This window comes from Halogranum amylolyticum (genome assembly GCF_900110465.1).
GTDB classification, from domain to species: domain Archaea; phylum Halobacteriota; class Halobacteria; order Halobacteriales; family Haloferacaceae; genus Halogranum; species Halogranum amylolyticum.
Window position 1 is genome coordinate 273767 of record NZ_FODV01000003.1, and the last position, 24230, is coordinate 297996.

The 24230-nt window shown below is 65.4% G+C and carries 32 protein-coding genes and 1 tRNA gene; 19 read left to right on the forward strand and 14 right to left on the reverse strand.

The genetic code is table 11. The features are described 5' to 3' along the window. Positions 1-10: 10 nt before the first annotated feature. The gene (locus BSG17_RS07405) at positions 11-706 is read right to left on the reverse strand and encodes an SWIM zinc finger family protein (protein WP_089822556.1); all 696 of its coding nucleotides are present in this window, start codon (positions 704-706) and stop codon (positions 11-13) included. Between the two features lie 162 nt (positions 707-868). On the opposite strand from BSG17_RS07405, the gene BSG17_RS07410 reads away from it, so the two are divergent. Continuing rightward, a complete protein-coding gene (locus tag BSG17_RS07410) occupies positions 869-1063 on the forward strand; it encodes a DUF7472 family protein (protein ID WP_089822558.1) in 195 nt (64 codons plus the stop codon). Positions 1064-1065: 2 nt separating this feature from the next. On the opposite strand, the gene BSG17_RS07415 is transcribed toward BSG17_RS07410, so the two are convergent. Then, the gene (locus BSG17_RS07415; protein WP_089822560.1) at positions 1066-2160 is read right to left on the reverse strand and encodes a DNA primase large subunit PriL; all 1095 of its coding nucleotides are present in this window, start codon (positions 2158-2160) and stop codon (positions 1066-1068) included. A 158-nt stretch (positions 2161-2318) separates the two neighbouring features. Between BSG17_RS07415 and BSG17_RS07420 the strand changes: the two genes are divergently transcribed. Continuing rightward, entirely contained in the window at positions 2319-3305 is a 987-nt protein-coding gene (locus BSG17_RS07420) for a tyrosine--tRNA ligase (RefSeq protein ID WP_089822562.1), read from the forward strand. A gap of 53 nt (positions 3306-3358) precedes the next feature. On the opposite strand, the gene BSG17_RS07425 is transcribed toward BSG17_RS07420, so the two are convergent. The 3 genes from BSG17_RS07425 to BSG17_RS07435 form a co-directional block, all read right to left on the reverse strand. Beyond that, positions 3359-3865, reverse strand: coding sequence for a hypothetical protein (locus BSG17_RS07425; RefSeq protein ID WP_089822564.1), 507 nt, complete (start codon positions 3863-3865; stop codon positions 3359-3361). A 50-nt stretch (positions 3866-3915) separates the two neighbouring features. Next, entirely contained in the window at positions 3916-4095 is a 180-nt protein-coding gene (locus tag BSG17_RS07430; protein WP_089822566.1) for a DUF7470 family protein, read from the reverse strand. Positions 4096-4197: 102 nt separating this feature from the next. Then, on the reverse strand, positions 4198-4401 hold the full coding sequence (locus tag BSG17_RS07435) for a DUF8141 family membrane protein (RefSeq protein WP_089823038.1): 204 nt from the start codon (positions 4399-4401) through the stop codon (positions 4198-4200). A 54-nt stretch (positions 4402-4455) separates the two neighbouring features. On the opposite strand from BSG17_RS07435, the gene BSG17_RS07440 reads away from it, so the two are divergent. The 10 genes from BSG17_RS07440 to BSG17_RS07490 all read left to right on the forward strand — a co-directional run bounded on the left by BSG17_RS07440 (position 4456) and on the right by BSG17_RS07490 (position 13107). After that, on the forward strand, positions 4456-4686 hold the full coding sequence (locus BSG17_RS07440) for a hypothetical protein (RefSeq protein ID WP_089822568.1): 231 nt from the start codon (positions 4456-4458) through the stop codon (positions 4684-4686). 25 nt (positions 4687-4711) lie between these two features. Continuing rightward, positions 4712-4996 (forward strand): translation initiation factor eIF-1A, encoded by a 285-nt coding sequence (eif1A, locus tag BSG17_RS07445; RefSeq protein ID WP_089822570.1) that lies wholly within the window; start codon positions 4712-4714, stop codon positions 4994-4996. Positions 4997-5179: 183 nt separating this feature from the next. Then, positions 5180-6037, forward strand: a complete 858-nt coding sequence (gene rio1 / locus BSG17_RS07450) for a serine/threonine-protein kinase Rio1 (protein ID WP_089822572.1) — start codon at positions 5180-5182, stop codon at positions 6035-6037. 32 nt (positions 6038-6069) lie between these two features. Beyond that, the gene (locus BSG17_RS07455; protein ID WP_170864739.1) at positions 6070-6504 is read left to right on the forward strand and encodes a DUF7351 domain-containing protein; all 435 of its coding nucleotides are present in this window, start codon (positions 6070-6072) and stop codon (positions 6502-6504) included. Between the two features lie 75 nt (positions 6505-6579). Further along, positions 6580-7935: an MFS transporter gene (locus BSG17_RS07460; RefSeq protein ID WP_089822576.1), complete on the forward strand. Its 1356-nt coding sequence runs from the start codon at positions 6580-6582 to the stop codon at positions 7933-7935. Positions 7936-8022: 87 nt separating this feature from the next. After that, the gene (locus BSG17_RS07465) at positions 8023-8310 is read left to right on the forward strand and encodes a hypothetical protein (protein WP_089822578.1); all 288 of its coding nucleotides are present in this window, start codon (positions 8023-8025) and stop codon (positions 8308-8310) included. A 262-nt stretch (positions 8311-8572) separates the two neighbouring features. Then, entirely contained in the window at positions 8573-9727 is a 1155-nt protein-coding gene (locus BSG17_RS07470) for a tryptophan--tRNA ligase (RefSeq protein ID WP_089822579.1), read from the forward strand. 193 nt (positions 9728-9920) lie between these two features. Then, positions 9921-10475, forward strand: coding sequence for a KH domain-containing protein (locus BSG17_RS07480; RefSeq protein WP_089822583.1), 555 nt, complete (start codon positions 9921-9923; stop codon positions 10473-10475). 222 nt (positions 10476-10697) lie between these two features. Further along, complete coding sequence (gene thsA, locus BSG17_RS07485) at positions 10698-12362, forward strand: thermosome subunit alpha (protein WP_089822585.1); 1665 nt, start codon at positions 10698-10700, stop codon at positions 12360-12362. Positions 12363-12591: 229 nt separating this feature from the next. Then, entirely contained in the window at positions 12592-13107 is a 516-nt protein-coding gene (locus BSG17_RS07490) for an FxLYD domain-containing protein (RefSeq protein ID WP_089822587.1), read from the forward strand. A 67-nt stretch (positions 13108-13174) separates the two neighbouring features. Here BSG17_RS07490 and BSG17_RS26860 read toward each other — a convergent pair whose 3' ends face one another. From BSG17_RS26860 to BSG17_RS07505, 4 genes are all read right to left on the reverse strand, one after another. Continuing rightward, positions 13175-13318, reverse strand: a complete 144-nt coding sequence (locus tag BSG17_RS26860) for a hypothetical protein (RefSeq protein ID WP_170864740.1) — start codon at positions 13316-13318, stop codon at positions 13175-13177. Between the two features lie 58 nt (positions 13319-13376). Then, on the reverse strand, positions 13377-13934 hold the full coding sequence (locus BSG17_RS07495; RefSeq protein ID WP_170864741.1) for a GNAT family N-acetyltransferase: 558 nt from the start codon (positions 13932-13934) through the stop codon (positions 13377-13379). 254 nt (positions 13935-14188) lie between these two features. Beyond that, positions 14189-14263: transfer RNA gene (locus BSG17_RS07500), tRNA-Arg, on the reverse strand. Between the two features lie 47 nt (positions 14264-14310). Then, on the reverse strand, positions 14311-14688 hold the full coding sequence (locus BSG17_RS07505) for a YccF domain-containing protein (RefSeq protein ID WP_089822591.1): 378 nt from the start codon (positions 14686-14688) through the stop codon (positions 14311-14313). 92 nt (positions 14689-14780) lie between these two features. Here BSG17_RS07505 and BSG17_RS07510 point away from each other — a divergent pair, with 92 nt between their 5' ends. Beyond that, complete coding sequence (locus tag BSG17_RS07510; RefSeq protein ID WP_089822594.1) at positions 14781-15350, forward strand: AAA family ATPase; 570 nt, start codon at positions 14781-14783, stop codon at positions 15348-15350. Next, positions 15347-15766: an RNA-binding domain-containing protein gene (locus BSG17_RS07515; RefSeq protein ID WP_089822596.1), complete on the forward strand. Its 420-nt coding sequence runs from the start codon at positions 15347-15349 to the stop codon at positions 15764-15766. The genes BSG17_RS07510 and BSG17_RS07515 overlap by 4 nt, the downstream gene beginning before the upstream one ends. Positions 15767-15788: 22 nt before the next feature. On the opposite strand, the gene BSG17_RS07520 is transcribed toward BSG17_RS07515, so the two are convergent. The 4 genes from BSG17_RS07520 to BSG17_RS07535 all read right to left on the reverse strand — a co-directional run bounded on the left by BSG17_RS07520 (position 15789) and on the right by BSG17_RS07535 (position 18670). Continuing rightward, on the reverse strand, positions 15789-16307 hold the full coding sequence (locus BSG17_RS07520; RefSeq protein ID WP_089822598.1) for a gamma carbonic anhydrase family protein: 519 nt from the start codon (positions 16305-16307) through the stop codon (positions 15789-15791). Between the two features lie 149 nt (positions 16308-16456). Continuing rightward, positions 16457-17470, reverse strand: coding sequence for a nucleoside recognition protein (locus BSG17_RS07525; RefSeq protein ID WP_089823040.1), 1014 nt, complete (start codon positions 17468-17470; stop codon positions 16457-16459). Positions 17471-17534: 64 nt separating this feature from the next. Then, positions 17535-18092: a magnesium transporter gene (locus BSG17_RS07530; RefSeq protein WP_089822599.1), complete on the reverse strand. Its 558-nt coding sequence runs from the start codon at positions 18090-18092 to the stop codon at positions 17535-17537. Next, positions 18089-18670 carry a magnesium transporter gene (locus BSG17_RS07535; RefSeq protein WP_089822601.1) on the reverse strand — a complete coding sequence of 194 codons (582 nt, stop codon included), beginning with the start codon at positions 18668-18670 and terminating at the stop codon, positions 18089-18091. The genes BSG17_RS07530 and BSG17_RS07535 overlap by 4 nt, the downstream gene beginning before the upstream one ends. 360 nt (positions 18671-19030) lie before the next feature. Between BSG17_RS07535 and BSG17_RS28920 the strand changes: the two genes are divergently transcribed. The 4 genes from BSG17_RS28920 to BSG17_RS07555 all read left to right on the forward strand — a co-directional run bounded on the left by BSG17_RS28920 (position 19031) and on the right by BSG17_RS07555 (position 21485). Further along, positions 19031-19231, forward strand: coding sequence for a DUF7835 family putative zinc beta-ribbon protein (locus BSG17_RS28920; RefSeq protein ID WP_089823042.1), 201 nt, complete (start codon positions 19031-19033; stop codon positions 19229-19231). A 236-nt stretch (positions 19232-19467) separates the two neighbouring features. Next, entirely contained in the window at positions 19468-19707 is a 240-nt protein-coding gene (locus tag BSG17_RS07545) for a sulfurtransferase TusA family protein (protein ID WP_089822602.1), read from the forward strand. Further along, complete coding sequence (locus tag BSG17_RS07550; RefSeq protein WP_089822604.1) at positions 19707-20849, forward strand: NAD(P)/FAD-dependent oxidoreductase; 1143 nt, start codon at positions 19707-19709, stop codon at positions 20847-20849. The genes BSG17_RS07545 and BSG17_RS07550 overlap by 1 nt, the downstream gene beginning before the upstream one ends. A gap of 9 nt (positions 20850-20858) precedes the next feature. After that, positions 20859-21485 carry a helical membrane plugin domain-containing protein gene (locus BSG17_RS07555; protein ID WP_089822606.1) on the forward strand — a complete coding sequence of 209 codons (627 nt, stop codon included), beginning with the start codon at positions 20859-20861 and terminating at the stop codon, positions 21483-21485. A gap of 45 nt (positions 21486-21530) precedes the next feature. Here BSG17_RS07555 and BSG17_RS07560 read toward each other — a convergent pair whose 3' ends face one another. Continuing rightward, a complete protein-coding gene (locus BSG17_RS07560; RefSeq protein ID WP_089822608.1) occupies positions 21531-22928 on the reverse strand; it encodes a signal recognition particle protein Srp54 in 1398 nt (465 codons plus the stop codon). 320 nt (positions 22929-23248) lie between these two features. Here BSG17_RS07560 and BSG17_RS07565 point away from each other — a divergent pair, with 320 nt between their 5' ends. Further along, on the forward strand, positions 23249-24172 hold the full coding sequence (locus BSG17_RS07565; protein WP_139246566.1) for a hypothetical protein: 924 nt from the start codon (positions 23249-23251) through the stop codon (positions 24170-24172). Positions 24173-24230 lie beyond the last annotated feature (58 nt).

The following is a 24230-nucleotide window of genomic DNA, read 5'->3' on the forward strand; positions in this document are numbered from 1 at the left end:
CCGACTCGAGTTACACTGGCGCGGCGTCCGTCGTCGGCGCGGCGGCCACGCGTGGGTGGCTCCGTCCGAGTCGCTGGAGGCGCGAGGCGGGGAAGCCGTAGCGTCTCACGCCCTCGAGGTCGACCACGCCGTCGACGGCGCGGAGCGACTCGACGTAGGCGGCCTCGACGACCGGTTCGTGGCCGCCGTAGTGGACGTTGGTCTCGTAGTCGGCGACGGTGCGCCCCTCCTCGGTCTCGTACTCGTCGGCCCGTTCGGTCGTGAGCTCCGTCACCACGAGCACGCTGCCGGTCTCGCGGTCACGGGCGAACTCCCCCGGCGTGAAGCGGTGGTCGTCACACAGCTGTGGCCCCCGCTCGGCGATGGGGACGAACGTTCGGACGCCGCAGACCGCACAGACGGCACTCCGCTTGCCGGGCGGTGGGACGCGGCCCTCGTTCACTTCGATGGCGACACGGCGGAGATGTTTGCAGCGTGCGCCGCGGATCGCGTGGTCGGGGCAGGTACAGGAGCGTTCGTCGAGATCGACGACGTAGGTGCCGTGGTCGGTCTCGACGACGTAGCGGTCGTCCCGAAGCGGTCGGACGACCATCGGTTCGATCCGTGCGCGGAGCGCTCGTCCGGTGAAGCCGTCGGCTGGCAGGGTCGTCGGCGCGTTCGTGGGGGTCGATCGTGGTGACGCTGGTGTGTGTTCTGGATGCGTCATAGTGTATCACGAGGCTGTCGCCTCGTCGTCGACAGAGTTAGGGGATACAGACACCTAAGGCTTCGGCTGAGCCACGAGAGTCCGCGAATTCGTGGGTTTCGGGGGGTTCGAGAGGGGAGAGTTTCCGAAGTCCTTTTACTACGTCCGCGGAAACGGCCGGACATGGCTATCGAAGGGGAGACGCTCAAGGAAATCATCGTCTCCGTCGTCGCAGTCGGCTTCTTCATCGCACTCATCGTCGCAATCGGGGGCGTCTACGGCCCCAGTCTCACCGGGGCCGGTGGCTTCGCCCTCATCGGTGCGATCGTGTTGTTCGTCGTCGCGATGGCCGTCGTCGGCTTCTTCCTCTCGCGGTAGGCTTACGCCTCGCGTTCGCGCCAGTCTCGCACCTCGTCGGCCTCGTCGAGCGCCTTCTCGTAGTAGCTCATCGGATGAGCGATCGTCTCACAGCGCTTGTCCATGTTCACGCAGTCGCCGTAAGCCTGCATCGTCGCGCACGTGGGTGCGCCGAACTGCGTCCCGGTGTCGTCCCGGAGATACTCCGTCTGGTAGCGGACCGTCTCCTCGTCGAGTGCGGTGTCACGGTAGAAGCGGACGATCTCGTCGGTGTCCATCCCGATCCCGGTGAGAAAAGCGGTGAGCGCGAACGTCGAGTGGGCGTCGAGTTCGTTGTCGCGGCGGACCCGGTCGAGCAGATGCGACATACACGGCGGGAAGAGGTCGGGCGCGACGGTGTCGATGTCGCGGACGTCGCGGCGGTCGGCGAGCAGGTCTCTGAGCGTCCCGACCTCCTCGGCCAGCGAGTCGGCGAGGGCGTCGCCGCCGGCGGTGCCGCGGACCTGAAACGGCAACCCGTCGGCGACCCGGCGCTCGACCGCCTCGCGCAGGAGTCTCGAGAGGTCGCCGCGTTCGACGCGGACGGTGCCGTCGACGACCTCGCGGTTGACGAGCCGCCACCGCTCGCCCCAGTCGGGGTCGGCGAGCGTGAGATACGACCCGAGCGCGACCCGGTACCAGTCGGGGTCGCGACCGCGCTCGAGCGGTTCCGCCCGGACGTCGTCGGCCAGATCGAACTCCCGGAGCACGTCGTCCAGCGAGAGACGCCGCCGACTGGTGCTCTTGAGCCCGTCGTCGGAGGTCTCGAAGTCGTCGGTGAAGCGGTCGGCGGCGGTGGCGGCCTCGGCGGCGGCGTACTTCCGCACGGCCGCCGGGGCGTCGATGAGCGAGACGAGGATACGGGCGATAGGGTAGGAGAGCAGTTCGTCCTGCACGCTCCACTCGCGGGGGGTCTCGGACGCCGTCGTCCCCGAGAGCAGCGCCCGTTCGACCCGCTCTCGACCGCGGGCGACGGCCGGCGCGTCCTCGGCGACGAGCGTCGGCAGCGCGACGCCGGCCGCCTCGACCGCCTCACGCGCGCCTTCGAAGAACGGGTACCGAGCGTGGAGCGGATTCATCGCTCTCAGGTTTCGAAGCCCGACCGATAAACACGACGATATGCGAGGGTTGTGCCACGAGAGAACGAGACGAAACGGGAGAGGAGACGTCGACCGAGACGCCGAACCGTTCGCACACATCCAGAAGTCATATCCCGCCCCCCGAGTTTCACACGAGTATGGACGCCTACGAACGGATCACCCGGAACGTCTCCGAGGTGGTCACCGAGGACGAGGTCCGCGCGCTAGCCGAAGCACCCGACGGAAAGCGGGCGTACGTGGGCTACGAACCCTCGGGCGTCCTCCACATCGGTCACATGCTGACGGCGACGAAACTCATCGAACTCCAAGAGGCTGGTCTCGACGTGACGGTCCTGCTGGCCGACGTCCACGCCTACCTCAACGACAAGGGAAGCTTCGACGAGATCCGCGAGACGGCCGAGCGGATGAAAGAGCAGTTCCTCGCGTACGGTCTCGACGAGGAAAAGACCGAGTTCGTCCTCGGGTCGGAGTTCCAGTTCGACCGCGAGTACGTGCTGGACCTCCACGCGCTGGAACTCAACACGACGCTGTCGCGGGCCGAGCGGGCGATGGCCGAAATCAAGAGCGGCGAGTCGGCGAAGGTGTCGCAGGCGGTCTACCCGCTGATGCAAGCGCTCGACATCGTCTACCTCGACGTCGACCTCGCCATCGGCGGGATGGAACAGCGGAAGGTCCACATGCTCGCCCGCGACGTGCTGCCGGCGATAGAGGAGGAGTCGCCGACCTGTCTGCACACGCCGCTCATCGCCGATCTCTCGACGGGCGTCGGCAAGATGTCCTCCTCGACGGGGACGACCATCTCGATGGAGGACTCCACGGAGGACATCGAAGAGAAGGTCAACGCGGCGTTCTGCCCGCCGACGGCCCACCCCGACCCCGACGACGACGGCAACGACCGCGAGAACCCCGTCCTGCAGATCTTCGAGTACCACGTCTTCCCGCGGTTCCAGCAGGTCGTCGTCGAACGGCCGGAAGAGTACGGTGGGGACCTCACCTACGACGACTACGAGTCGCTCGAGGCGGATCTCGAGTCCGGCGAACTCCACCCGATGGACGCCAAGACCGCGCTGGTGTCGTACCTCGACGAACTCATCGCACCGGGTCGCGAGAAGATTCAGGCGTAGCAGCAGCCGTCACCGGGTTTTACAGACGCGACGGGAACACACTGGGACCGCAGTCAGTCGACGAACAGTCGAATGTCGTCGACAGCGTCGTCGTGGTCCCAGTGGGCGTCGTCGGGGACGGCGTCGAACCACTCGGTCTCGAGTTCGTCCCACGGTCCGAACGTCGGGTCGACACCGAGCGGTTCGCCCTCGACGGGTCTCATCCGGAGGACGACGTCGTAGCTCGTCGCCTCCCGGTCGTCGCCTTTCGTCGAGTGTGTGACTCTTTTGACTCGTTCCACTCGATCGACGGCGATCTTGGCGTCGGTAAGCGTCTCGCCGAGCCGTCGCCCGGCGGCCAGCCAGTCCTCGTCGTCGGCTACCGGCCCGTACGGGAGTCGCCACCCGTCTGGACTGTCCATCAAGAGGACCGCGCCGGTGTGGTTAGTGATGCCGACGACGACCAGTCCGCCGATGGCTGCGAAGTAGTCGAACCCCTCTCGGTCGTCGACGGTTCGCTCCTCGCTGAACGCGACGTCCGACCGCGTTCGGAGCGCGTTCGGGTCGGAAAGCGAGTCCATGGTTCACCTCTCGTCGCCGGCCTTCTTGTCGTTTGGGTGGAACGGCCGACTCAGGCCATCCCGAACATCGCCATCACGTTACCGACGAGTCCTTTCGCGATCAGTCCGAGACCGGCGAGCGAGAGCGTGATGCCGGCGGCGACGACGGGTGCACGGACCGCGACGACGGCGATACCGACGAGCAGGAGCACGACGCCGAAGAGTCCGGTCGTGCCGAGTTTGTCGAGCATGGCAGGGGAGTTTCGAGCGCCGGGAGTAAGCCTGTCGCTTTCGAGAGGGATGCGTAGGTGGCCGAGGTGGGTCGCCTCGACCTTACGAGTCCGGCGCGTCGTTCACGCGGACTGCCGCATCACGTGCCACGACATCGGGAAACTCGCCACGACGAGACCGTACACGCCGCCCATCAGCGGAGCGACGCCCAGCGAGGGCGCGAGCAGATAGCCGGAGGCGAAGCCGATCGGATCGAGGACGAGTGCGAGGACGAGTATCTGAACCGAGAAGGACTTCGAGTCGAACCACCGAGAGAGGGACCGTATCATGGAGGGACACCGACGTGTTCTCTGCACCCTCAATTAAAAATACGGCAACTGGTGTCGCCGAGTCCAACTCCGGGAACGACTCTCCCATGGCGCAGACCGTCCGAGTACCGGGAGATCACGTTCTCCCCCGAGTCGAGCGCGTTCTCCACACAGGAGTGGGTCGGCTTCGTCATCTTCGCCGTGTGGGGCGTCGTCCCGCTGGTGTTCGGCTACCGTCGGTTCGCTCGGGTGGACGTCGAGTCGTTCCTCGAACACGGAGCGAGACGCGGCAACAACACATAACTGTCCGGAGCCGTCACGTTCGAATATGGGCGAGTCTGGACAGCGGCGCGACCTCCGAATGCCGGACGACGACGAGGTGTTTGCAGTCGTAACGAACATGCTCGGCGCGAACCGCGTCGAAGTACGCTGTGCGGACGGCACCGAGCGGACCGCCCGCATCCCCGGGCGGATGCAGAAACGAGTGTGGATCCGGGAAGACGACGTCGTGCTCGTCGAACCGTGGGACTGGCAGGACGAGAAGGCCGACATCAGTTGGCGCTACGAGAAGTCCGCGGCCGAGCAGCTCCGCGAGGAAGGCCACATCCACTGACGACGGTCCACTGGCGACGCGGTTCGCTCTCGAAAAGTCCGGTACGACACCGCACGCGAAACTGCGCGGCGAGAGACGACAGACTGGAACAACAGTTATCCACTGTTGCGGACTGTTTTGACTGCTAGCTCGATAGGCACATCTGTACCCCTTTTCAGGCCGGGGTCCGTACAACAGGGTAAGATGACAGGGGAGTTCGAGTTGATCGAACCGGAGGAGGCCGAGGGGTTCGGCGACGAGTGGGAGGAGATCGACGTCTCCGACACCGACGCCGACCGGATCGCGCGGAAGCGCGACAGAGAGTTCAGCGAGTTCAGAAAGCGCATCAAAGACGCAGACCAGTTCAAGGTCGAGCAGTCGGTGTTCGACGACGCGACGTTCGCCGCCATCTACAAACTCGTTCAAGACGGCCACATCGACGCGTTCGGGGGTCCTATCTCCACGGGGAAGGAGGCGAACGTCTACGAGGCGCTCGGCCACGACGAGACGGACGTCGCGGTGAAGATCTACCGCATCAACGCCTCGAACTTCCGGCAGATGCGGAGCTATCTCGAAGGCGACCCGCGGTTCCAGGGGATCGGCAACGACAAGGGGAAGATCGTCCTCGCGTGGGTCCGCAAGGAGTTCGCCAACCTCGAACGCGCCCGGAAGGCCGGCGTGCGCGTCCCCGAACCGATCGCCGTCGAGCGCAACGTGCTCGTGATGGAGCTCGTCGGACTGGTCGAGGAACGCGCCCGGCGGCTCTCGGAGGTGAACGTCGAGAACCCCGAGACGGCCTACGAGGTCGTCCGCGAGTACATGCGGCGTCTCTACAGCGCCGGTCTCATCCACGGGGACCTCAGCGAGTACAACCTCATCATCCACGAGGGCGAACTCGTCGTCATCGACCTCGGACAGGCCGTGACGATCCACCACCCGAACGCCGACGAGTTCCTCCGGCGCGACTGTACGAACGTGGCGAGTTTCTTCACGCGTCAGGGGCTCGAGGTCGACGACGACGACCTGTACGAGTACGTCACCGACGTCGAACCCGACAAGTAAACGAAACGGCGACAGGTCGAAGTCACCCGGTCGTGTCGGCCCACGACGAGGAGTTGCCACGGGTCTTCGAGCGGTACGTTCGTTGCCAGTTCGAGCGGACGAAGTCCAGGTTCTGTTCGAACTGTTCGGGACCAACGACGCCACAGGTCTCCGAATCCGGGATGTGGGACCACGTCACGGTGAAGTTCTCCTGTGAGCGCTGTGGGCAGACACTCCACTCCGATGTCGCTACGAGTCTCCTCGATTACCCCGACACTATCGCGTTCGCTCGAACACACGGCGTCGACGTTCGTGAGACTGCAATCTGGGAACTCCCACTCGTCACGAACGACGAGACGACAGTCACGGCAGAACCGTTCCGCGTCCGGGTGACGTATCCACTCGACGGCGACGAACTCACCTTCGTCGTCGACGAGGAGTTCACCATCGTCGACGTGAGTGGGGAGAGTGACAGATACGATACGTAACAGGTCTTCTGCCGACGCGGCTACAGAAGTGAAGTTCTGCGGACAGTTATCCGGGCGAGACGACAGTAGACGAGTATGTACGTTCCGTTCCGAGATAACGTCCTCTTTCGCAACGCCAATCTCCGGCGACTCGTCTTCGGGCGACTGGTGACGAACGCTGGCGACAGCGTCTACGCCATCGCGGCGATGTGGCTGGTCTACGATCTGACCGGGTCGTCGGCGTACACCGGCCTTGCGGGGTTGCTCACGATGGGACCGCAGGCGCTGCAGGTGTTCATCGGACCGCTCGTCGACCACTGGCCACTCCGTCGAATCCTCGTCAGTACACAGGCCGTACAGGCTGTGCTCGTCCTCGTCATCCCGCTCGCGTCCTATCTCGACGCTCTCTCGGTCTGGGTCGTACTGACCGTGATGCCGCTCGTCTCGTTTCTCAACCAGTTCGTCTATCCGGCTCAGAACGCCGCTCTCCCTCGCATCGTCGACCAGGAGGACCTCGTCTCGGCGAACTCGCTGCTCTCCCTGGCGTATCAGGGTGTCGACATGGCGTTCAACGCGCTCGCAGGCGTCCTCGTCGCCGCCGTCGGTGCGGTGACGCTCTATCTCCTCGACTCCGTCTCTTTCGCCGTCGCGGCGGCGCTGTTCATCGGTCTCCGTGTGCCGAAGACGAGCGAGTCGGCGGGAGGAGAGGCTGAGAAAGACGCCGAACCGGGTGACGACCCCACGACGACGGCGGCAGCGGTCGTGACCGACGGTGGCGACGACGCCGACGGGTCAGCTACTGCCGACGTCGACGAAGACTCCTCGTACCTCGCCGACCTCCGCGCTGGACTGTCGTTCGTGCGCGGGACGATCCTGCTCCCGCTGCTCGTGACCAGCGTCGTCGCCAACGGGACGCTCGGCGGGGTGTGGGCGACGATGCCCGCCTTCGCCGACGCTCGCGGTGGTCCCGAGGCGTACGGGGTTCTCATGGCTGCCGTCGCCGGCGGGCTGCTCGTCGGTGCGCTCGTCGCGTCGTGGTTCGAGGAGTGGCCGCTCGGACGTCTCACCGTCGCGCTGTACGCGTTCTCGGGGTCGTTGTGGCTTGCGGCGGTAGCGTCGTCGTCGCTGGTGGGGACGGCCGGCCTCCTCGCGCTCGCGCTCGTTCCGGTCGGTATCTCGAACGTCATCGTCGTGACGATGTTCCAGACGATGGTTCCGGACGACCTGCTCGGGCGAGTGATGGCGACCATCGGGAGCATCTCGACGGTGGCGATGCCGCTCGGATCGGCCGCCGGCGGGCTGCTGGCGGACGCGACCAGCGCGAGCTACGTCGTCGCCGGCGGCGGACTGGGACTGCTGTTCGTCGCCGTCTACGTCGTCGCGATCCCGTCGCTCCGTCGACTCCCGCGGGCCGACGAACTGGAGACGCTCCGTCGAACGCCGACGGAGTGAACGGCCGGCAGTGCCGGTGTCACGGGTCGCCAGCGGGACGCAGCGCTAGCCGGAGCGTTTAGATGTGTGCGCAGTGATAACACTGATATGACCGCCGAGGTGAAAGTCTCCGAGTTCGACTACGGGGAGAGCGACGACGGAAAGCTACGCGTCACCGCGACGGTGCGAAACGAGACCGACGAACCGACTACAGTGACGCTCATCGCGAACGTGACAGCGGGGAAAGGCGAGAAGAAACAGGAGCTAGATCGGTCCGAGCGGTTCGAAATCGACGACGGTTCGAGTGCGGACGCGTCGTTCACGTTCGACGTCCCGTACACGCGTTTCGAGCGTAACGGGAGTCTCGACTTGGAGGTCCACTCCGAACGACAGTAGTCGGAGAGTCACACCGGGTAGAACGACGGGACGACGAGTGCGACGGATCGGCGGCGGAACCGTTTTCTGACGTCGACGACTACCGACGGTCGATGCAGTCCGCTCTCGACTGTCACCTCTGGTGGCGCTGGTGGCCGCACGCCTCGAGAGCGGACAGTCTCGCGGTCGTCGCCGCCGTGGCGTAACCCGGCGTCCCCGGTCGCGGGTGCTCACTTCGTTCTCTCGCGTATCGACCCCAAAGCACCAGCGACAGCACACCACCATGCACGAGTTCACCGTCACGCCGTACGCCGTCGAGGGCGACGTCGACTACGACCGCCTTCTCGAACAGTTCGGCGCGGACGAACTGACCGACGAACAGATCGCCGACTTCCCCCAGCCAGTCCACCACCTCGTCCGTCGTGGTATCTTCTACGCCGGACGCGACGTCGACCGCTTCACCGCGGCCGCCAACTGTGGCGACACCGTCTCTATCGTCACCGGCATCGGCCCCTCCGGGCCGATGCATCTCGGCCACGCCTACCACTTCTACCACGCGAAGTACCTCCAAGAACAGACCGGCGCGTACGTCTACATCCCACTCTCCGACGACGAGAAGCGGTTCTCGAAGGAGCTCTCCTTCGATGAGATTCACAAACACGCCCGCGAGAACGTCCGCGACCTCGTCGCCGTCGGCTTCGACCCCGACCGAACCAGCATCGTCGTCGACACCGCCGACGCCGACGTGGTCTACCCGCTGGCCGCCGAGTTCGCGACGGAGCTGACGCCCGCGACCGTCGAGGCGGTCTACGGCCCGCCGCCGAACGTCGGTCTCGGCTTCTACCCGGCAGTGCAGGCGACGCACCTCCTCTTACCCCAACTCGTCCACGGCCCCCACCCGACGCTCGTCCCGATCGCCGTCGACCAGGACCCTCACGTCCGCGTCTGCCGTGACCTGGCGGCGAAACAGCGGTACGACGTCGAGAAACCAGCGGCGCTGCTGTCGAAGTTCCTGCCACAGTTGGGCGGGAGCGGCGGGAAGATGTCGAGCAGCGACGACGCGCCGAGCATCCTGCTCACCGACGACCGAGAGACCGTCCGCGAGAAGGTGCTGAGACACGCCTACTCGGGCGGTCGGAGCGACGTCGAGGAGCACCGGGAACACGGCGGCGATCCGTCTGTCGACGTGGCGTACCAGCTGCTCTTCTACTTCTTCGAGGCGGACGACACCGAACTAGAGCGACTGGCCGCCGACTACCGCTCCGGCGACCTGCTCTCCGGCGAACTGAAGCGACACGCCGCCGACCGTATCGCCGACTTTCTCGAAGCCCACCAGCGGCGACGACCCGACGGACCGATCTCCGAAGTCGTCGAACCGTACCGGCTGACCGACGGCGAGCGCGACCAGCTGTCTCCGGAGGTGTTCGACGATGTGTGAGTGACGCGAACGCATCGCGGTTCGGAGACGTGACCGACCGCTCGCCGAGCCCGAGAGAGCCCTGTTCGCTCGGTGGTCGACCGACGAGTTCGCCGAACCAGCCGGTCTGTGAGAGGGCGTCTCCGTGTGTCGGTTCTCCGCACGGGGCGACGACGAACAAACGCTTAAACGGCTCGAACGGGTAGCAGCGTTCATGCAACACGTGAAGGTTCCGCAGGACCGCATCGGTGTCGTCATCGGTGACGGCGGTGAGACCATGCGGGAGATCGAGAGTCGGGCCGAGGTCCGGCTCGACATCGACTCCGAGAGCGGGTCGGTCGCCATCGACTCGGTCGGTGACCCCGTCACGGGACTCGCCGCTCCGGACATCGTCCGTGCCATCGGTCGCGGCTTCAAACCCGAGGTCGCTCTCTCGCTGCTCGACAACGACATGCGGATGTTCGACCTCATCGACATCGGCGAGGCGACGCGAAACAAAAACGACATGAAGCGACAGAAGGGCCGGCTGATCGGCGAGAACGGCCGGACTCGCGAACTGATGGAGGAGCTCTCCGGTGCCCACGTCGTCATCTACGGATCGACGCTCGGCATCATCGGCCAGCCCGAGGAGGTCGAGACGGTCCGCCGTGCCGTCGGGATGATCCTCGACGGCGCCCCCCACGGGGCTGTCTACTCCTTCCTCGAGCGGAAGCACAACGAACTCACTCGCGGCGCGCAGCTCTCGGGGCCTTCGGACGAACAGCTCTGAGCGGCGACGCCCACCGGGTTCGGCTCTCCTCTCCGATTTCGACCGCTCGGTGACCGCTGTTGTCCCCGACGACGGCTACTTATACCACCTCTTTGGGAGACCGTGACACGACGAGCCGTGGTACTCACGTCTTGCGTTTCTGTGGAGTGCGAATCGAAGTATTTTTATAGAACCACAGACAATCCTTGCGTGAATATGGCTCAGCGAATGGGTAATCAGCCGATGATTGTACTCTCGGAGGAGAGTCAGCGCACCTCCGGGAAGGACGCACAGTCGATGAACATCACAGCTGGGAAGGCCGTCGCCGAGTCCGTCCGGACGACGCTCGGCCCGAAAGGGATGGACAAGATGCTCGTCGACTCGTCGGGCGGCGTCGTCGTCACGAACGACGGCGTGACCATCCTCAAGGAGATGGACATCGACCACCCGGCGGCGAACATGATCGTCGAAGTGTCCGAGACCCAGGAGGACGAGGTCGGCGACGGCACGACGACGGCCGTCGTCATCGCCGGTGAACTCCTCGACCAGGCCGAGGAGCTCATCGACTCGGACATCCATCCGACGACCCTCGCCCAGGGGTACCGCCAGGCCTCCGAGAAGGCGAAGGAACTCCTCGAGTCGAAGGCTATCGACGTGACGAAGGAGGACCGCGAGACCCTCGTCAAGATCGCCGCGACGGCGATGACCGGCAAGGGTGCGGAGTCCTCGAAAGACCTGCTCGCCGAGCTCGTCGTCGACGCCGTGCTGGCCGTCGCCGACGACGACGGAATCGACATCGAGAACGTCTCCGTCGAGAAGCTCGTCGGTGGCTCCATCGACAACTCCGAGCTCGTCGAGGGTGCGGTCATCGACAAGGAACGCGTCGACGAAAACATGCCCTACATGGTCGAGGACGCCGACGTGGCCGTCTTCGACGGTGCTCTCGAAGTGAAGGAGACCGAGATCGACACCGAGGTCAACGTCACGGACCCCGACCAGCTCCAGCAGTTCCTCGACCAGGAAGAGGAGCAGCTGAAGGAGATGGTCGACGAGCTCGTCGACGTCGGTGCCGACGTCGTCTTCGTCGGTGACGGCATCGACGACATGGCTCAGCATTACCTCGCGAAGGAGGGTATTCTCGCTGTGCGCCGCGTCAAGAACAGCGACCTCAAGCGTATCGCCCGCTCGACGGGCGCACGTGTCGTCTCCAGCGTCGACGACATCGAGGCCGACGACCTCGGCTTCGCTGGCTCCGTCTCCCAGAAGGACGTCGGCGGCGACGAGCGCATCTTCGTCGAGGACGTCGAGGACGCGAAGGCCGTCAGCCTGTTCCTCCGCGGCGGCACCCAGCACGTCGTCGACGAACTCGAGCGCGCAATCGACGACTCCCTCGGCGTGGTCCGCACGACGCTGAAGGACGGGAAGGTCCTGCCCGGCGGCGGTGCACCCGAGACCGAGCTCGCTCTCGAACTCCGCGACTTCGCCGACTCCGTCGGCGGCCGCGAGCAGCTCGCAGTCGAGGCGTTCGCCGACGCGCTGGAGGTCATCCCGCGCACGCTCGCCGAGAACGCCGGTCTCGACCCCATCGACTCGCTGGTCGACCTGCGCTCGCGTCACGACTCCGGCGAGTTCGGTGCCGGGCTCGACGCCTACACCGGCGACGTCATCGACATGGAGCAAGAGGGTGTCGTCGAACCCCTCCGCGTGAAGACGCAGGCCATTGAGTCCGCCACCGAGGCGGCCGTCATGATCCTCCGCATCGACGACGTCATCGCCGCTGGCGATCTCTCCGGCGGTCAGATCGACCCCGACGACGGCGGCGACGACGAGATGCCGCCGGGCGGCGGTGGCATGGGCGGCGGTATGGGCGGCATGGGCGGCATGGGCGGTATGGGCGGCGCGATGTGAAGCAGGCGCTGAGCCACTAACGCCCACCCCCAGTCCGTTCCCGTATCGACTACCGACCGTCGGCCCGCGCGTTCCACGCGTTCACCGATCCGACTTTCTTTCGGCAGTTCCCTTCAGCCGAGAGCGACGGCGTCGCCGAGACGACCGCGTCGTCGACGCCGGCCACAACTCATTCCCGTTGCCCGCGAGGGAGTGACGATGGGTTGTCAAAATGGCAGACAATCGACGTATGTTTCTCAAGAGCGCGGGTGCAACGATGCTCGGCGTGTCGACCGCCGGATGCGCGGGGAACGGTTCCGAGGGGGACGACGGAACCACCGAGGCGACGACGACCACGACCGAGTCGACGGGGACGACCGACGGCGCGAACTCGTCGACGGCAGAGAGCGGCGACGTCGAGGGGACGGTGGGGTCGGAGTCAGACGCCGACCTTGAGATCACGGAACACACGTTCTTCCAAGAGGGGTCGACCGAGGGCGTCCGTGGGACGGTGACGAACGTCAGCGACAAGACGTTCTCGCTCGTCGTCGTCCACGTCAACCCCGAGAGCGAGGACGGCGACACGCTCGGACGGTTCGAAACCGACAGCAGCGAGTCGACCGACACGCTCGAACCGGACGCGACGTGGGAGTTCGAGGTCGTCTTCGACGGCGACCTCGAGTTCACCCAGTACACCATCTGGGCGACGGGACAGACGGAGGGGACCGCGGAGAACGCCTCGACCACGGGCGATTCGTCGGCCTGACGGCTCCGTCAGCGTCTGAGCTTCTTTTCGAAGAAAAACGAGCGACGATGGAGGCGTATCGGTCCTCTTACAGGAACCAGAGGACGAGACCGATGATCAACAGGAGCAGTCCGATTCCCGACGTAGCCGGCTCGGGGAAGATGAGCAGGATCGCTCCGATGATGATGAGCAGGCTAGCGCCACCCGTCGTTGGTGCGGATCGTCGTGCCATACCCCCACGTTCGACGGAGACAATCAAATGCGCTGTGGCCGATTGGCACACCGTTTCGTCACGACCGAATCGAGGCGGGCGACGACTCGGGGGATGCCATTGGCGTCAGCGAGAGGTACATCTCGAAGTCGAGCGGCTGGCGATCAGTGACAGTGAAGCCGGCCTTCCGGAACACGGCGAGTGCAGCGTCGTTGTCCCGAGCGACGTAGAGGACGAGTGCGTCGAGTCCCGCGGCGGCCTCTCGGCACACGTGACGCGTCAGCTCAGTCCCCAGACCGCGACCCTGAGCGCGGCGGTGGACGTAGATGAAGAACTCGGCGTCGTCACCCTTCCGTGGGACGAACCCCGCGTGGGCTACGATGTCGTCTCCGAGCCACGCGACGAAGCCCGTCCCGCGCTCGTGGAGTCGTCCGACCCACGCGCGAATCTCCCGCTCGTCGACCGGCGGGAGCCCCATCGACCGGTCTTCCGGCGCGTAGTCGCGATACATCGAGACGAGGGAACCGACATCGTCGTCCGTCAGGGGCAGAATCGACACCTGCTCTCCAGCCTCGCCGGTCGCCTGCGAACGGTCCGCCGGAGAGAGCCCACTGCCAGGTCGGATACCGTCGTCCACGGGGGTACACACAGTCGAGGCACTCATCGCTATCACCGTCTATACAACGGTGGTCGAGTCTCAAAGCCGTGTGCCAGCGTATAGACTGGCTTTTTGTACTCGCTGGCGACGCGCGTCGGACGAGCCGAGCAAGGCCGAGCGAAACGAGGCCCAAGAGGTCCGATGGGATTTGAACCGCGGTCGCAGCGGAGCCGCTCTCTGCTTCAAATCCCACGAGGCTCGATACCGGTCGCTCACTGTCGTTCGCAGAGAAGCGAGCACGATGGGATTTGAACCCACGACCGTCGGATTAGAAGTCCGACGCTCTATCCAGACTGAGCTACGTGCCCTCGTTCACAGCCACACGCGGTGGCCTAAAAAGCGATTTGGGTTGCGTTCACCCGTTGAACCGGTACAGCGACGTCACGTAGGGGAGGCGGTCGAACATCCAGTAGGCGACCGGCAGTCCGACGATCGTCACCGCGAGGAACGCCGCCACGTTCGCCCACAGCCAACTGAACCACCAGCCGACGAGCACGAAGTAGACGGCGCGGACGAGAAGCGAGTGCTGGCCGCGAGTCGCCTCGGGGGCGACCCTCGACCGCGGTTCCTTCAGCGACAGCACCGTCGGGACGAGATTGGTGAGCTTGATACCGATCGGGATGAGCACGATCGTCGCGTTGAGAGACCACGCGACGTTGACGACGGCGGGCGTCGCCCACCAGCCGACGACGACGAACCACAGCGCACGGATTACCAACGAGCGTTCGGCCATGCGTATCACTCGGTCGCCGAGCCGTATGTCGATTTCGTCGAGGGCACTGACATTCACAGGGCTTAACCTCGGGAGCGGTGTATGGCCACCTAATGAGAATCATCGGTACCGTCGGACTGCCGGGTAGCGGCAAAGGGGAGGCCGCCGCCGTCGCCCGCGAGGCGGGCATCCCGGTCGTCACGATGGGCGACGTGATTCGACAGGAGTGCCGCAACAGGGGGCTCAACCCCGCCGAGCACCACGGTGAGATCGCGACGGCACTCCGCGAGGAGTACGGCCTCGACGCCATCGCCGCCCGCTCGCTCCCGCTGATCCGCGACCACCTCGACGACCACGACACCGTCCTCGTCGACGGCCTGCGTTCGACGTACGAGGTCGACCGGTTCCGCGAGGCGTTCGGCGACGACTTCCTCGTCGTCAGCGTCGAGGCACCCTTCGAACTCCGCGCCGAGCGACTCGGCGAGCGCGGCCGCGACGACAGCGACAGCGACGTCGAACGCCTCCGCGCCCGCGACGAGCGCGAACTCGGCTTCGGGATGGGCGAGGTGATGGACGACGCCGACGTCGTCGTCGACAACACCGGTTCGTTGACGGCGTTCCGCTCGCGAATCCGGACGCTGCTCCGCGACGGTCCCGAGGCATCGACGGAGGCCGAGCGATGATCTACAGCGTCGACGTGCGCATCGTCGCGCCCGTCCGCGACACCGAGGTGACGGACCGCGTCGCCGACGCCGTCTCGAACCTCTTTCCCAACGCCGAACTCGAACACGAGGCGGGCCAACTCGTCGCCGAGACGCACACGCTCGACCCGTTCTCCGACAGACTCCACGAACAGGAGATCCTCGACACCGCCCGTCGAGAGTTCGAGAAACGCAAGACTGAGGAGGGCTTTTCCTTCGCGCTGAAGAAGCAGGCGGCGTTCAAGGGCGTCGTCAACTTCGCCGTCGGCAACCCCGACGAACTCGGCGACATCGACGTCCACGTCACCGTCCGCGAACCGAGCGTCGACGAGTTCATCGCCCACATCGCGCCGCCGACCGAGGACGGCAGACCCGTCGACACCGACCGCCGCGACTGAGAGCCCGGGCGCGCCGCGGCTCTCACTCGAACAGGTCGCCGTGACGCGCCGCGAGATCCGTGTACGCTCCGGAGTGGTGCGCCTCGAAGATCTCCTCGGGGTCGAGCGTCGTCTCCGAGAGCGGCGTAACGATAGCGGGGACGCCGCGGACGAACGACTCGGACGGGATGTCGTACCCTTCTGGAACGACGGCCCCGGACGCGACGATGCTCTGAGCGCCGACGGTGACCTCGGAGTTGATCGTCGCGTTGAAGCCGACGAGCGCGCCGTCCTCGACGACGGCGTCGTTCAGCACCGCACCGTGGCCGACCATCACCCGGTCGCCGACGACCGACGCGTGGAGCGTCGCGTTGTCGCCGACGTGGCTCTCGCGGCCGACGCGGACGAGGCCGACGTCGCCACGAAGCACCACGCCCGGCCAGACGCTGGCGTCGGCGTCGATTCTCACGTCGCCGACGAGCGTCGCGTCGCGGGCGACGAACGCTTCGTCGCTGATCTGTGGAGACGTACCGTCGAACTCGTAGTGTCGTCGATCGACCATGTGTTATGACAACAACCGACGAGACCAAAACGTTGTCTCCGAAGTCGACGTGACGCCAGTGGGCACACGACCGATGGTCGAGGGCGACCGGGTCAAGGCCGACGGGGAGAGGGCGGCCGAATCGGAGTCGAAAACGATCGGTGAAATCCTCACGGGACGAGGAGGACGGCCACCGCGAGGCCGATGAACACGACCTTCAGCGTGGTGTTGACCGCGACGACCTTCGACCCGAACGACGGCCCCCAGATGCCGTACTGGAACGGGATCGAGCGCTTGAACGTCGAGACGGTAAAGGAGACGATACCGCCGACGAGCATCGTCGCGACGGCCTGCCGCGGTGTGAACACCGACCCGATCTGCGGCGCGACGGTCGCCGCACCGACGGTCGTGTCGAACGTGAACGCGACGACGACGGGGACGGCCGCACCGGGGAGGCCGAGGATCGACGTGAGCGGCGCGGCCGCCTGCGTCACCGTCGTGAGGTCGGTCGTCTCGACGAGCAGCGTCACGAGCACGTAGACGACGGCGAGTCGCGGGACGATGCTGCGGAGCTTCGACCACGTCTTCTCGCCCGCCGTCCGGAGCACGTCACGCGGCGTCTCGTTCTCCTCGTCGGTCGCCGTCGACCGACCCGGTCGGCCGGAGCCGTCCGTCTCGGCCACGGCGGACGCAGACCGAGACCGCGTCCGTCCGTCGAGGAGGAGCGCGCCGGCGAGGACGCCGACGAGCGTGATGGCGAGTGCGATGGCGGCGCGAGCACCGACGTACATGAGCCCGACCTCCAGTCCGAGGATCGGGACGAGGACGGGAACGTAGAACGTGAAGATGTGCTGGACGAAGCCGAAGAACGTGTTCATCGTGACGGCGACGAGCGTCGCGCGGTCGTCGAGCGTCCCGGACTCGCGGAACTCCGCGAGCATGCCGTAGCCCGCCGTCGTCGACGCTGCGGTCGTGAGGATGGCGGTACCCACTTCGTCGGGGAGGTTCGCCGGGCGAGTGAGATATCGCGAGAGCGCGGCGATCCGTTCGACGAGGCCGAAGCCGACGGCGACGTTCGCGAGGAAGACGCCGACGGCGATGAACGCCGCGATGCGGGCGACTCGTGGGAGCACGTCGACGAGAAGCGGCGCGACCGACTCGGCGAGAGTGACGACCGACTGCACGGAGAGGTCTCGGAGAGCGACGGTCAAAGGGCCGTCGGTCGTTCTCGGACGGTGGAACCGACCGTCAGACGAACAGTCGGACCGCGCCGAACAGCACGAGCACGCCGAGCACGTCGCAGGTGTTGGTGACGACCGGGAGGACGACGTCGTCGGGGTCGAGTTCGAACCGGTAGGCGGCGTAGGTCGCCACGAGCGTGACGACGACGGCGAGGACGGCCAAGCAGACGCCGCTCGTGAGCGAGACGAGAAGCACCGTCGAGAGCGCCAACTGCGTCGACCCGAGCAGCGTCGTCAGGAGCCACGCACCCGCGCCGATGAGCGGGAACGCCGAGACGGCGAGGGCGACCGTCGCGATGGCGTTGCCGGCGAGTTCGTCGTCGGTCGGCGAAAACGAGAGCGTCCCGAGGTGGAACGACGTCGAGAGGCGGGCTGCGAGGATGCTCCCGAGGTTGCCCGCGGTGCCGATGGTGACCGGCACGAGAACCAGGAGCGAGGGGAACTGCAGCAGCGACCCCTCGAAGCTCCCGAGGACGAGGCCGCTGCCGATCTCGACGAGTGTTAGCACGAGCAGGACCGGGAGCATCGCCCGGGAGATCGCCCGAACGGTCCACTCGGTCGTCACGCGACCCCTCCCACGAAGAGGACGGCCCGGACGGCGACGAGCAGGAACAGGATACCGAAGACGTCGCCGGTCGTGGTCACCACTGGCCCGACGAGCGTGTCGGGGTTGTAGCCGCGGCGGTAGCCCGCGAAGACGACGGTGACGACGACGACGGTGAGCACCGTCCCCGAGAGGACACCCGCGACGAGTGCGATACCGAGCAGCGTCGGCAGTGGTGCGACGGTCCACCCCAGGAGCGTGAGCAGGAGGAACGCCGCCGCCGCGGCGAACAGACTCGCGAGGATGCCGTTGCCGAGGGCGGCGGCGACGGCCGCGTAGAGTCGTCGGTCGGCGCCGGTCACCCGAGGTTCGACCAACCCCTGGTGGAGGGCAGTCGCGATGCGTGCGCCGAGGCTCCCGTAGACGTTGCCACGAGTCGCGAGGAGGGCAGGGACGAGTACGAGCAGTCCGGGGACGGCTTCGAGTTCCGCCCGCATCCCCCCGAGGACGACGCCCGCGAGGAGTCCACCGAGGAGGCTGGCACCCAGCGCCGGGACCGCCTCGCGGTACGCCTCGACTGCGACCTCGCGCACGCTCATGTCCGGACTCACACACGGCGACGGCATAAATGGCCGTACAACCGACAGGCCCTGCCACGGTCTATCGGTTCCGACGAGTTTCGCCTGTCGCCGCGAACCTCGGAGTAGTCAACCGATGTCCGACCCGCGCGTTCGAACCGCACGTCCCACTCTAGAGGCGCGAGAACTGGAGGGCTGCATATACAACCACCAGAAGTATGTGCTTGGCGCGTCGTCATCCGATAGAACGAGCGCGACTCGCGGTGCGTCCACCCCCGTGGTGGGGTCGTGACAGTATTTTAGCTCGCACGTGCTCGGTCGAGCACGGTTCGCACTCTGGTTCACTCGTTCTACGCGACTGGAGTACACACTATGACCGGAATGCCTGCGGATGTCGACGAGGAGTATCAACGAGAACACTGCGACGTGTGTGGTGACGAAACCCCACACGACGTGACGATGGAGATTCAGGAGACGCACACGGACGCTCCCCGAGAGGAGAATCAGAAGTTCGCCAAGTCACCTTGCCGGGTCATCACTTGCAAACGCTGCGGGAACGAATCCCGGACTCTTCAGCGGTAACGACGCCGCTATTCGGCTCTTTTCGATCGTCGTACACCGACCGTCCGCTCGTCGCGAGCGACAGCCACAGGTCGTCGTCGCGGACCGACGTTGGTCGAGCTAGCGGTCATTCTCAGAGTCTTGGAATCACTGTACAATACTATCTTCGTGGGGGACGAACGTCTCTCTGTGAACGGTGACCGACTGTAACTGCGCGAGACAACGCAGAGGCGGCAGTCGTCGCCGAGGAGACAGCTATGACAACTCAGATCAACGCCGACGTCACCGTCGATGCTCGTGGAGCGACCTGTCCCGGACCGCTGATGGACCTCATCGGGAAGACGAAGACCGTCGACTCGGGGACCGTCATCGAACTACTGACCGAGGAGAAAGGGTCGACGAACGACGTGCCGGAGTGGGCGGCGAAGGCCGGTCACGAAGTGCTCGAAATCGTCGAACGAGACGGTTACTGGGCGATCTACGTGGAGAAAGCGTGATGGAACGGATCGTCATCGTCGGTGGCGGCACCGGCGGACTGGTGCTGGCGAACCGGCTCGCAGACGAGCTCCGAGCGGAGATCGACACCGGCGACGTCCGCGTGACCGTCGTCACCGACGATACGGACCACGTGTACAAGCCGACGTTCCTCTACGTCCCGTTCGGGAAGAAGACGGTCGCGGACGCGAAGCGACCCGTGGCCGAGCTGCTCGACCCCCGGGTCGAGGTGCGGTACGACAGGGTCGTCGCCGTCGACACCGATAGCGAGACCATCACGGTCGAAGACGGCAACGAGATCGTCGGCTACGACCACCTCGTCCTCGCGATGGGTGCACAGCTCTCCCCCGAGGAGGTTCCCGGCCTGACAGAGGGAGGGCATCACTTCTACGGTCCTGAGGGAGCGGAGGCGCTCCGCGACGCGCTGGCGACGTTCACCGAGGGCCACCTCGTGCTCAGTGTCGTCGGCGTGCCACACATGTGTCCCGCCGCGCCGCTAGAGTTCGTCTTCATGGTCGACGACTGGCTCCGCGAGCGCGGCCTGCGCGAGAACGTCGACCTCACCTACACCTACCCCATCATGCGGGCTCACGGGATGGAGTCGATCGCCGAGTGGGCGACGCCGCTGCTCGACGAGCGGAACATCCACCTCGAGACGTTCTTCAACCCCGAGAGGGTCGACCCGGAGGGGAAGATCATCGAGACGATGGAGGGTGAGGAGATGGCGTACGACCTACTCGTCGCCATCCCGCCGCACGCCGGAAACGACCTCGTGACGGAGGCCGGACTGGGCGACGACGGCTGGGTTGACGTCGACAAACACACGCTGGAGGCGACGAACGCGACCGACGTGTACGCCGTCGGCGACGTCGCGGACGTCCCGACGAGCAAGGCCGGGAGCGTCGCCCACTACGAGGCGGGCGTCGTCGCCGACCGCATCGCCAGCCGCGTCCGTGGGCAGGTGCCGACCGCCCGCTTCGACGGGAAGACCGTCTGCTTCATCGAGACGGGGATGGACGAAGCGACGTTCGTCGAGTTCGAGTACGGCCGCCAACCGCAGGTGCGTGACCCCTCGAAACTCGTCCACTGGTCGAAGCTCGGCTACAACGAGGCGTACTGGCTGACCGCACGGGGGCTACTCTAGGAGACAGTGATGACGAACACCAAGACGACTTTCGACGAGACGGTACCGGACGCGCTGGCGGAGGCCATCGCGGAGAACCCTCACGAGGTCGCACGGTTCCTCGAGCGACTCAACCTCGTCAACGAGTTTCTGGACGCGGCCGACGTCGCCGTCTCCGGACTCGACGACGACATGGTCGCGGAACTCGCCGGCACGTCGACGACGCTCGCGCTGGCCGCGAACGGACTTGCGACGTCCGAGACGGTCGAACTCGGCGAGACGGTCGGCGAGAACGCCGACGACCTCTCGGCGGCTATCGAGACGCTCGTCGGACTCCAGCGCGACGGGACGCTCGACGACCTCGCTGCACTGGGCGATCTGGTCTCGCTCGGGTCGGCGGCGCTGGACGACGAGATGGTCACGTCGCTGGCACACACGGGCGGACGACTCGGCGAACTCGCGGACACTGCTGCCGACGACGACACCGCTCGGGGGGTCGGGACACTCCTCACCGCAGTCGGTGCGGCGAACGCCACTGACGCCGAACAGGTCGGACCGGTCGGGATAGTCCGGGCGCTCCGCGACCCGGAAGTTCAGACCGGGATGGGGTTCGTCGTCGCGTTAGCGCGGGAGCTCGGACGGGCGAAGAACGCCTGAGAGGAGGAGAGAAAGCGCGACGCGTTGCCGGCAGGACAGCGGCGATTAGCCGAACGGACCGAGACCGCCACCGCCCATGCCGCCCATCCCGCCGCCGCCCTGGTTCTCGAGTTTCTTCATCATCCGCTTCATGTCGCCGTCGCCCATCTGCCCGAACTGTTTGAGCGTCCGCTCCATCATCTTGTGCTGCTCGAGCAGTTCGCGGACGGTCTCCTCGTCCTTCCCGCTGCCGCGGGAGATGCGTTCGATCTGTGAGGCACCGATGGAGCGGGGCTCTTCCATCTCCGCCTCGGTCATGGAGTCCATGATGACCTCGAACGACCGCATCCGGTTCTGCGTGACGTCCATCGCGTCGTCGGGCAACTGGTCCATCAGCCCGCCGCCGAGACCGGGGATCATGTCCATCACCTGGTCGAGGGGACCCATCTTGTTCATGGCGTCCATCTGACGCTTCATATCCTTCAGGGTGAACTTCCCCTTCATGATGTCCTCGGGGTTCCAGTCCTCGTCTTCGGCCTGCGTCTCCTGCATCGCGCGTTCGACGCGTTCCGAGAGCTGTTTGAGGTCGCCCATCCCGAGGAGTCGCGAGATGAACCCGTTGGGCTCGAACCGTTCGATGTCCTGGACCGTCTCGCCCGTTCCGAGGAAGGAGATGGACGAACCGGTCTCGTTGACGGCGGTCAGCGCCCCACCACCTTTCGCCGTGCCGTCGAGTTTCGTGATGACGACGCCGCCGATGCCGATCGAGTCGTTGAACTCCTTGGCCTGCTTCTTCGCGCCCTGACCGATGGCGGCGTCGAGCACGAGCAGGTTCAGGTTGGGGTTGACGGCTTCCTCGATCTCCTCGATCTCGTCGATGAGGTCCGCCTCGAGGGCGTGTCGACCGGCGGTGTCGACGATGTGGACGTCGGCGTCGTCGGTCGCCTCCATCCCCTCGCGGGCGATCTTTACGGGGTCCTCCTCGTCGGGGTCGCCGTAGAACTCCACCTCGGCGCGCTCACACATCTGCTTGGCCTGGTCGTACGCGCCGGGGCGGAAGGTGTCCGTCTGGATGACCGCTGGACGGAGCCCCTTCTTCGAGAACCACCACGCCATCTTGGCGGCGGTGGTCGTCTTCCCCGACCCCTGCAGACCGGCGAGCATGATGGTCTGCGGCTCCAGCGGGATCTCCGTGGAGTCGCCGACGAGCTTGACCATCTCCTCGTAGACGATCTTGAGGATGTGGTCGCGGGCGGTCGTCCCGCCCGGCGGCTCCTCTTCGAGCGCCCGCTCCTTGATGCTCTGTGAGAGGTCCATCACCAGCGAGACCTCGACGTCGGCTTGGAGGAGCGACCGCTGGATCTCCTTGACGATCTCCTCGACGTCCTCCTTCGAGAGCCGGGACTTCCCCTGCAGTTTGTCTAGCGAACTGCGAAGGGAACTCCCGAGATCATCGAGTACCATTTGCCGTCGCTACGCTGTGGAGTCGTTAAAGACTTTGCACCTGTGATTCGCGGGCGTGTGTTGGGTCACGAGCGAGAGCTGAAGCGGAATGCGAAGGGAACGGTATCGCTACCACTGCAGTCGAGAACATCTCGAAAGCCCACGCGCTCTCGCCGCGACCACCGCCTCCCCAACCGATTCCAACGGAATCGCCCTGCTCTTCACTTATAGCGATTAGCGGAAGTCTTCGTACTGTTCAACGTCACAGATTTCCCACCCTCAAAAATCTGCGTGCTGAATAGAGAGCGCATATGTTGCACGTTGGCACCAGAACGTTTTTTATGGCCTCAATTCTCAAAAGTGGCGTAGTGGTGACAGCTAGTGAACACACGCCCAGACGACTCGGGTTGGGTATTCTCGTGGTCAGCGTCACATACGCTCTGACGCTGACTGTAGCCGATGCGTGGGCAGCAGCCTTCACCGTGGGTTCAAGTACCACTGAAGTTGCTGAGCGACTTCCAGTCAGAATCGCGGGGGGGTTCCTGCTCGGATTTACACTGAACCTACTCGCCGCTCAGATGCCTGGGTCCCGACGACGCCATTTTCTCGTCTGGTGGTCGCTGGTGTATCTCAGCACCGTTGGAGTCATCATCGAAGGGAGAGTCTTCGCCCCCAACCTCGTCCCGCTGGCGACGGTTCCCTGGGACCTCGCAGCACAGGCCGCCGTCGCTGCCACCGTGGCTGCATCCCTCGCGTTCGTGCACGTTCCCGAGAGGACCTCCGGCGCCACCATGCCTGAACTCCCCGATGCCCGGCGGTTGCTCGTGGGGCTACTCGTGGGGACGATGACGTACGCGGTCCTGTACTTCGTCGTCGGTGCCCTCAATTACGCACTCGTGACTGGGCCCTACTACGAACAGAGTGTCGAGGGGCTGGTCAATCCACCATTGCAGGTCGTTTTTATGGTCTTTCTCGTCCGTGGAGCACTGCTGTCTATCTCACTAATCCCATTAGTGCGTACGGTCGAGACCCCTCGCCAGCGGGCCTGGATGGCCGCGCTGGCTGTTGGCGTGCTGACCGGATTTCTCCCGTTACTGACCCAGGTTGGTCGGCTCCCAGTAATCGTTCTCGTTGCAAGCAGCTACGAGATTGTGCTCCAGGTCTGTCCAACCGCTGTTGTGGTCGCCGCCATCCTTGGGAAGGACGCTTCCACATCGTTCCGGACTGAGATTAGGCAGATGTGGCGAGGGCGTTCAACCCAGTGAGTGCGTTACTGAGGTCAAACCCTTGCTGTAGGCGGGACTTGGATACTTGCTTGCGATT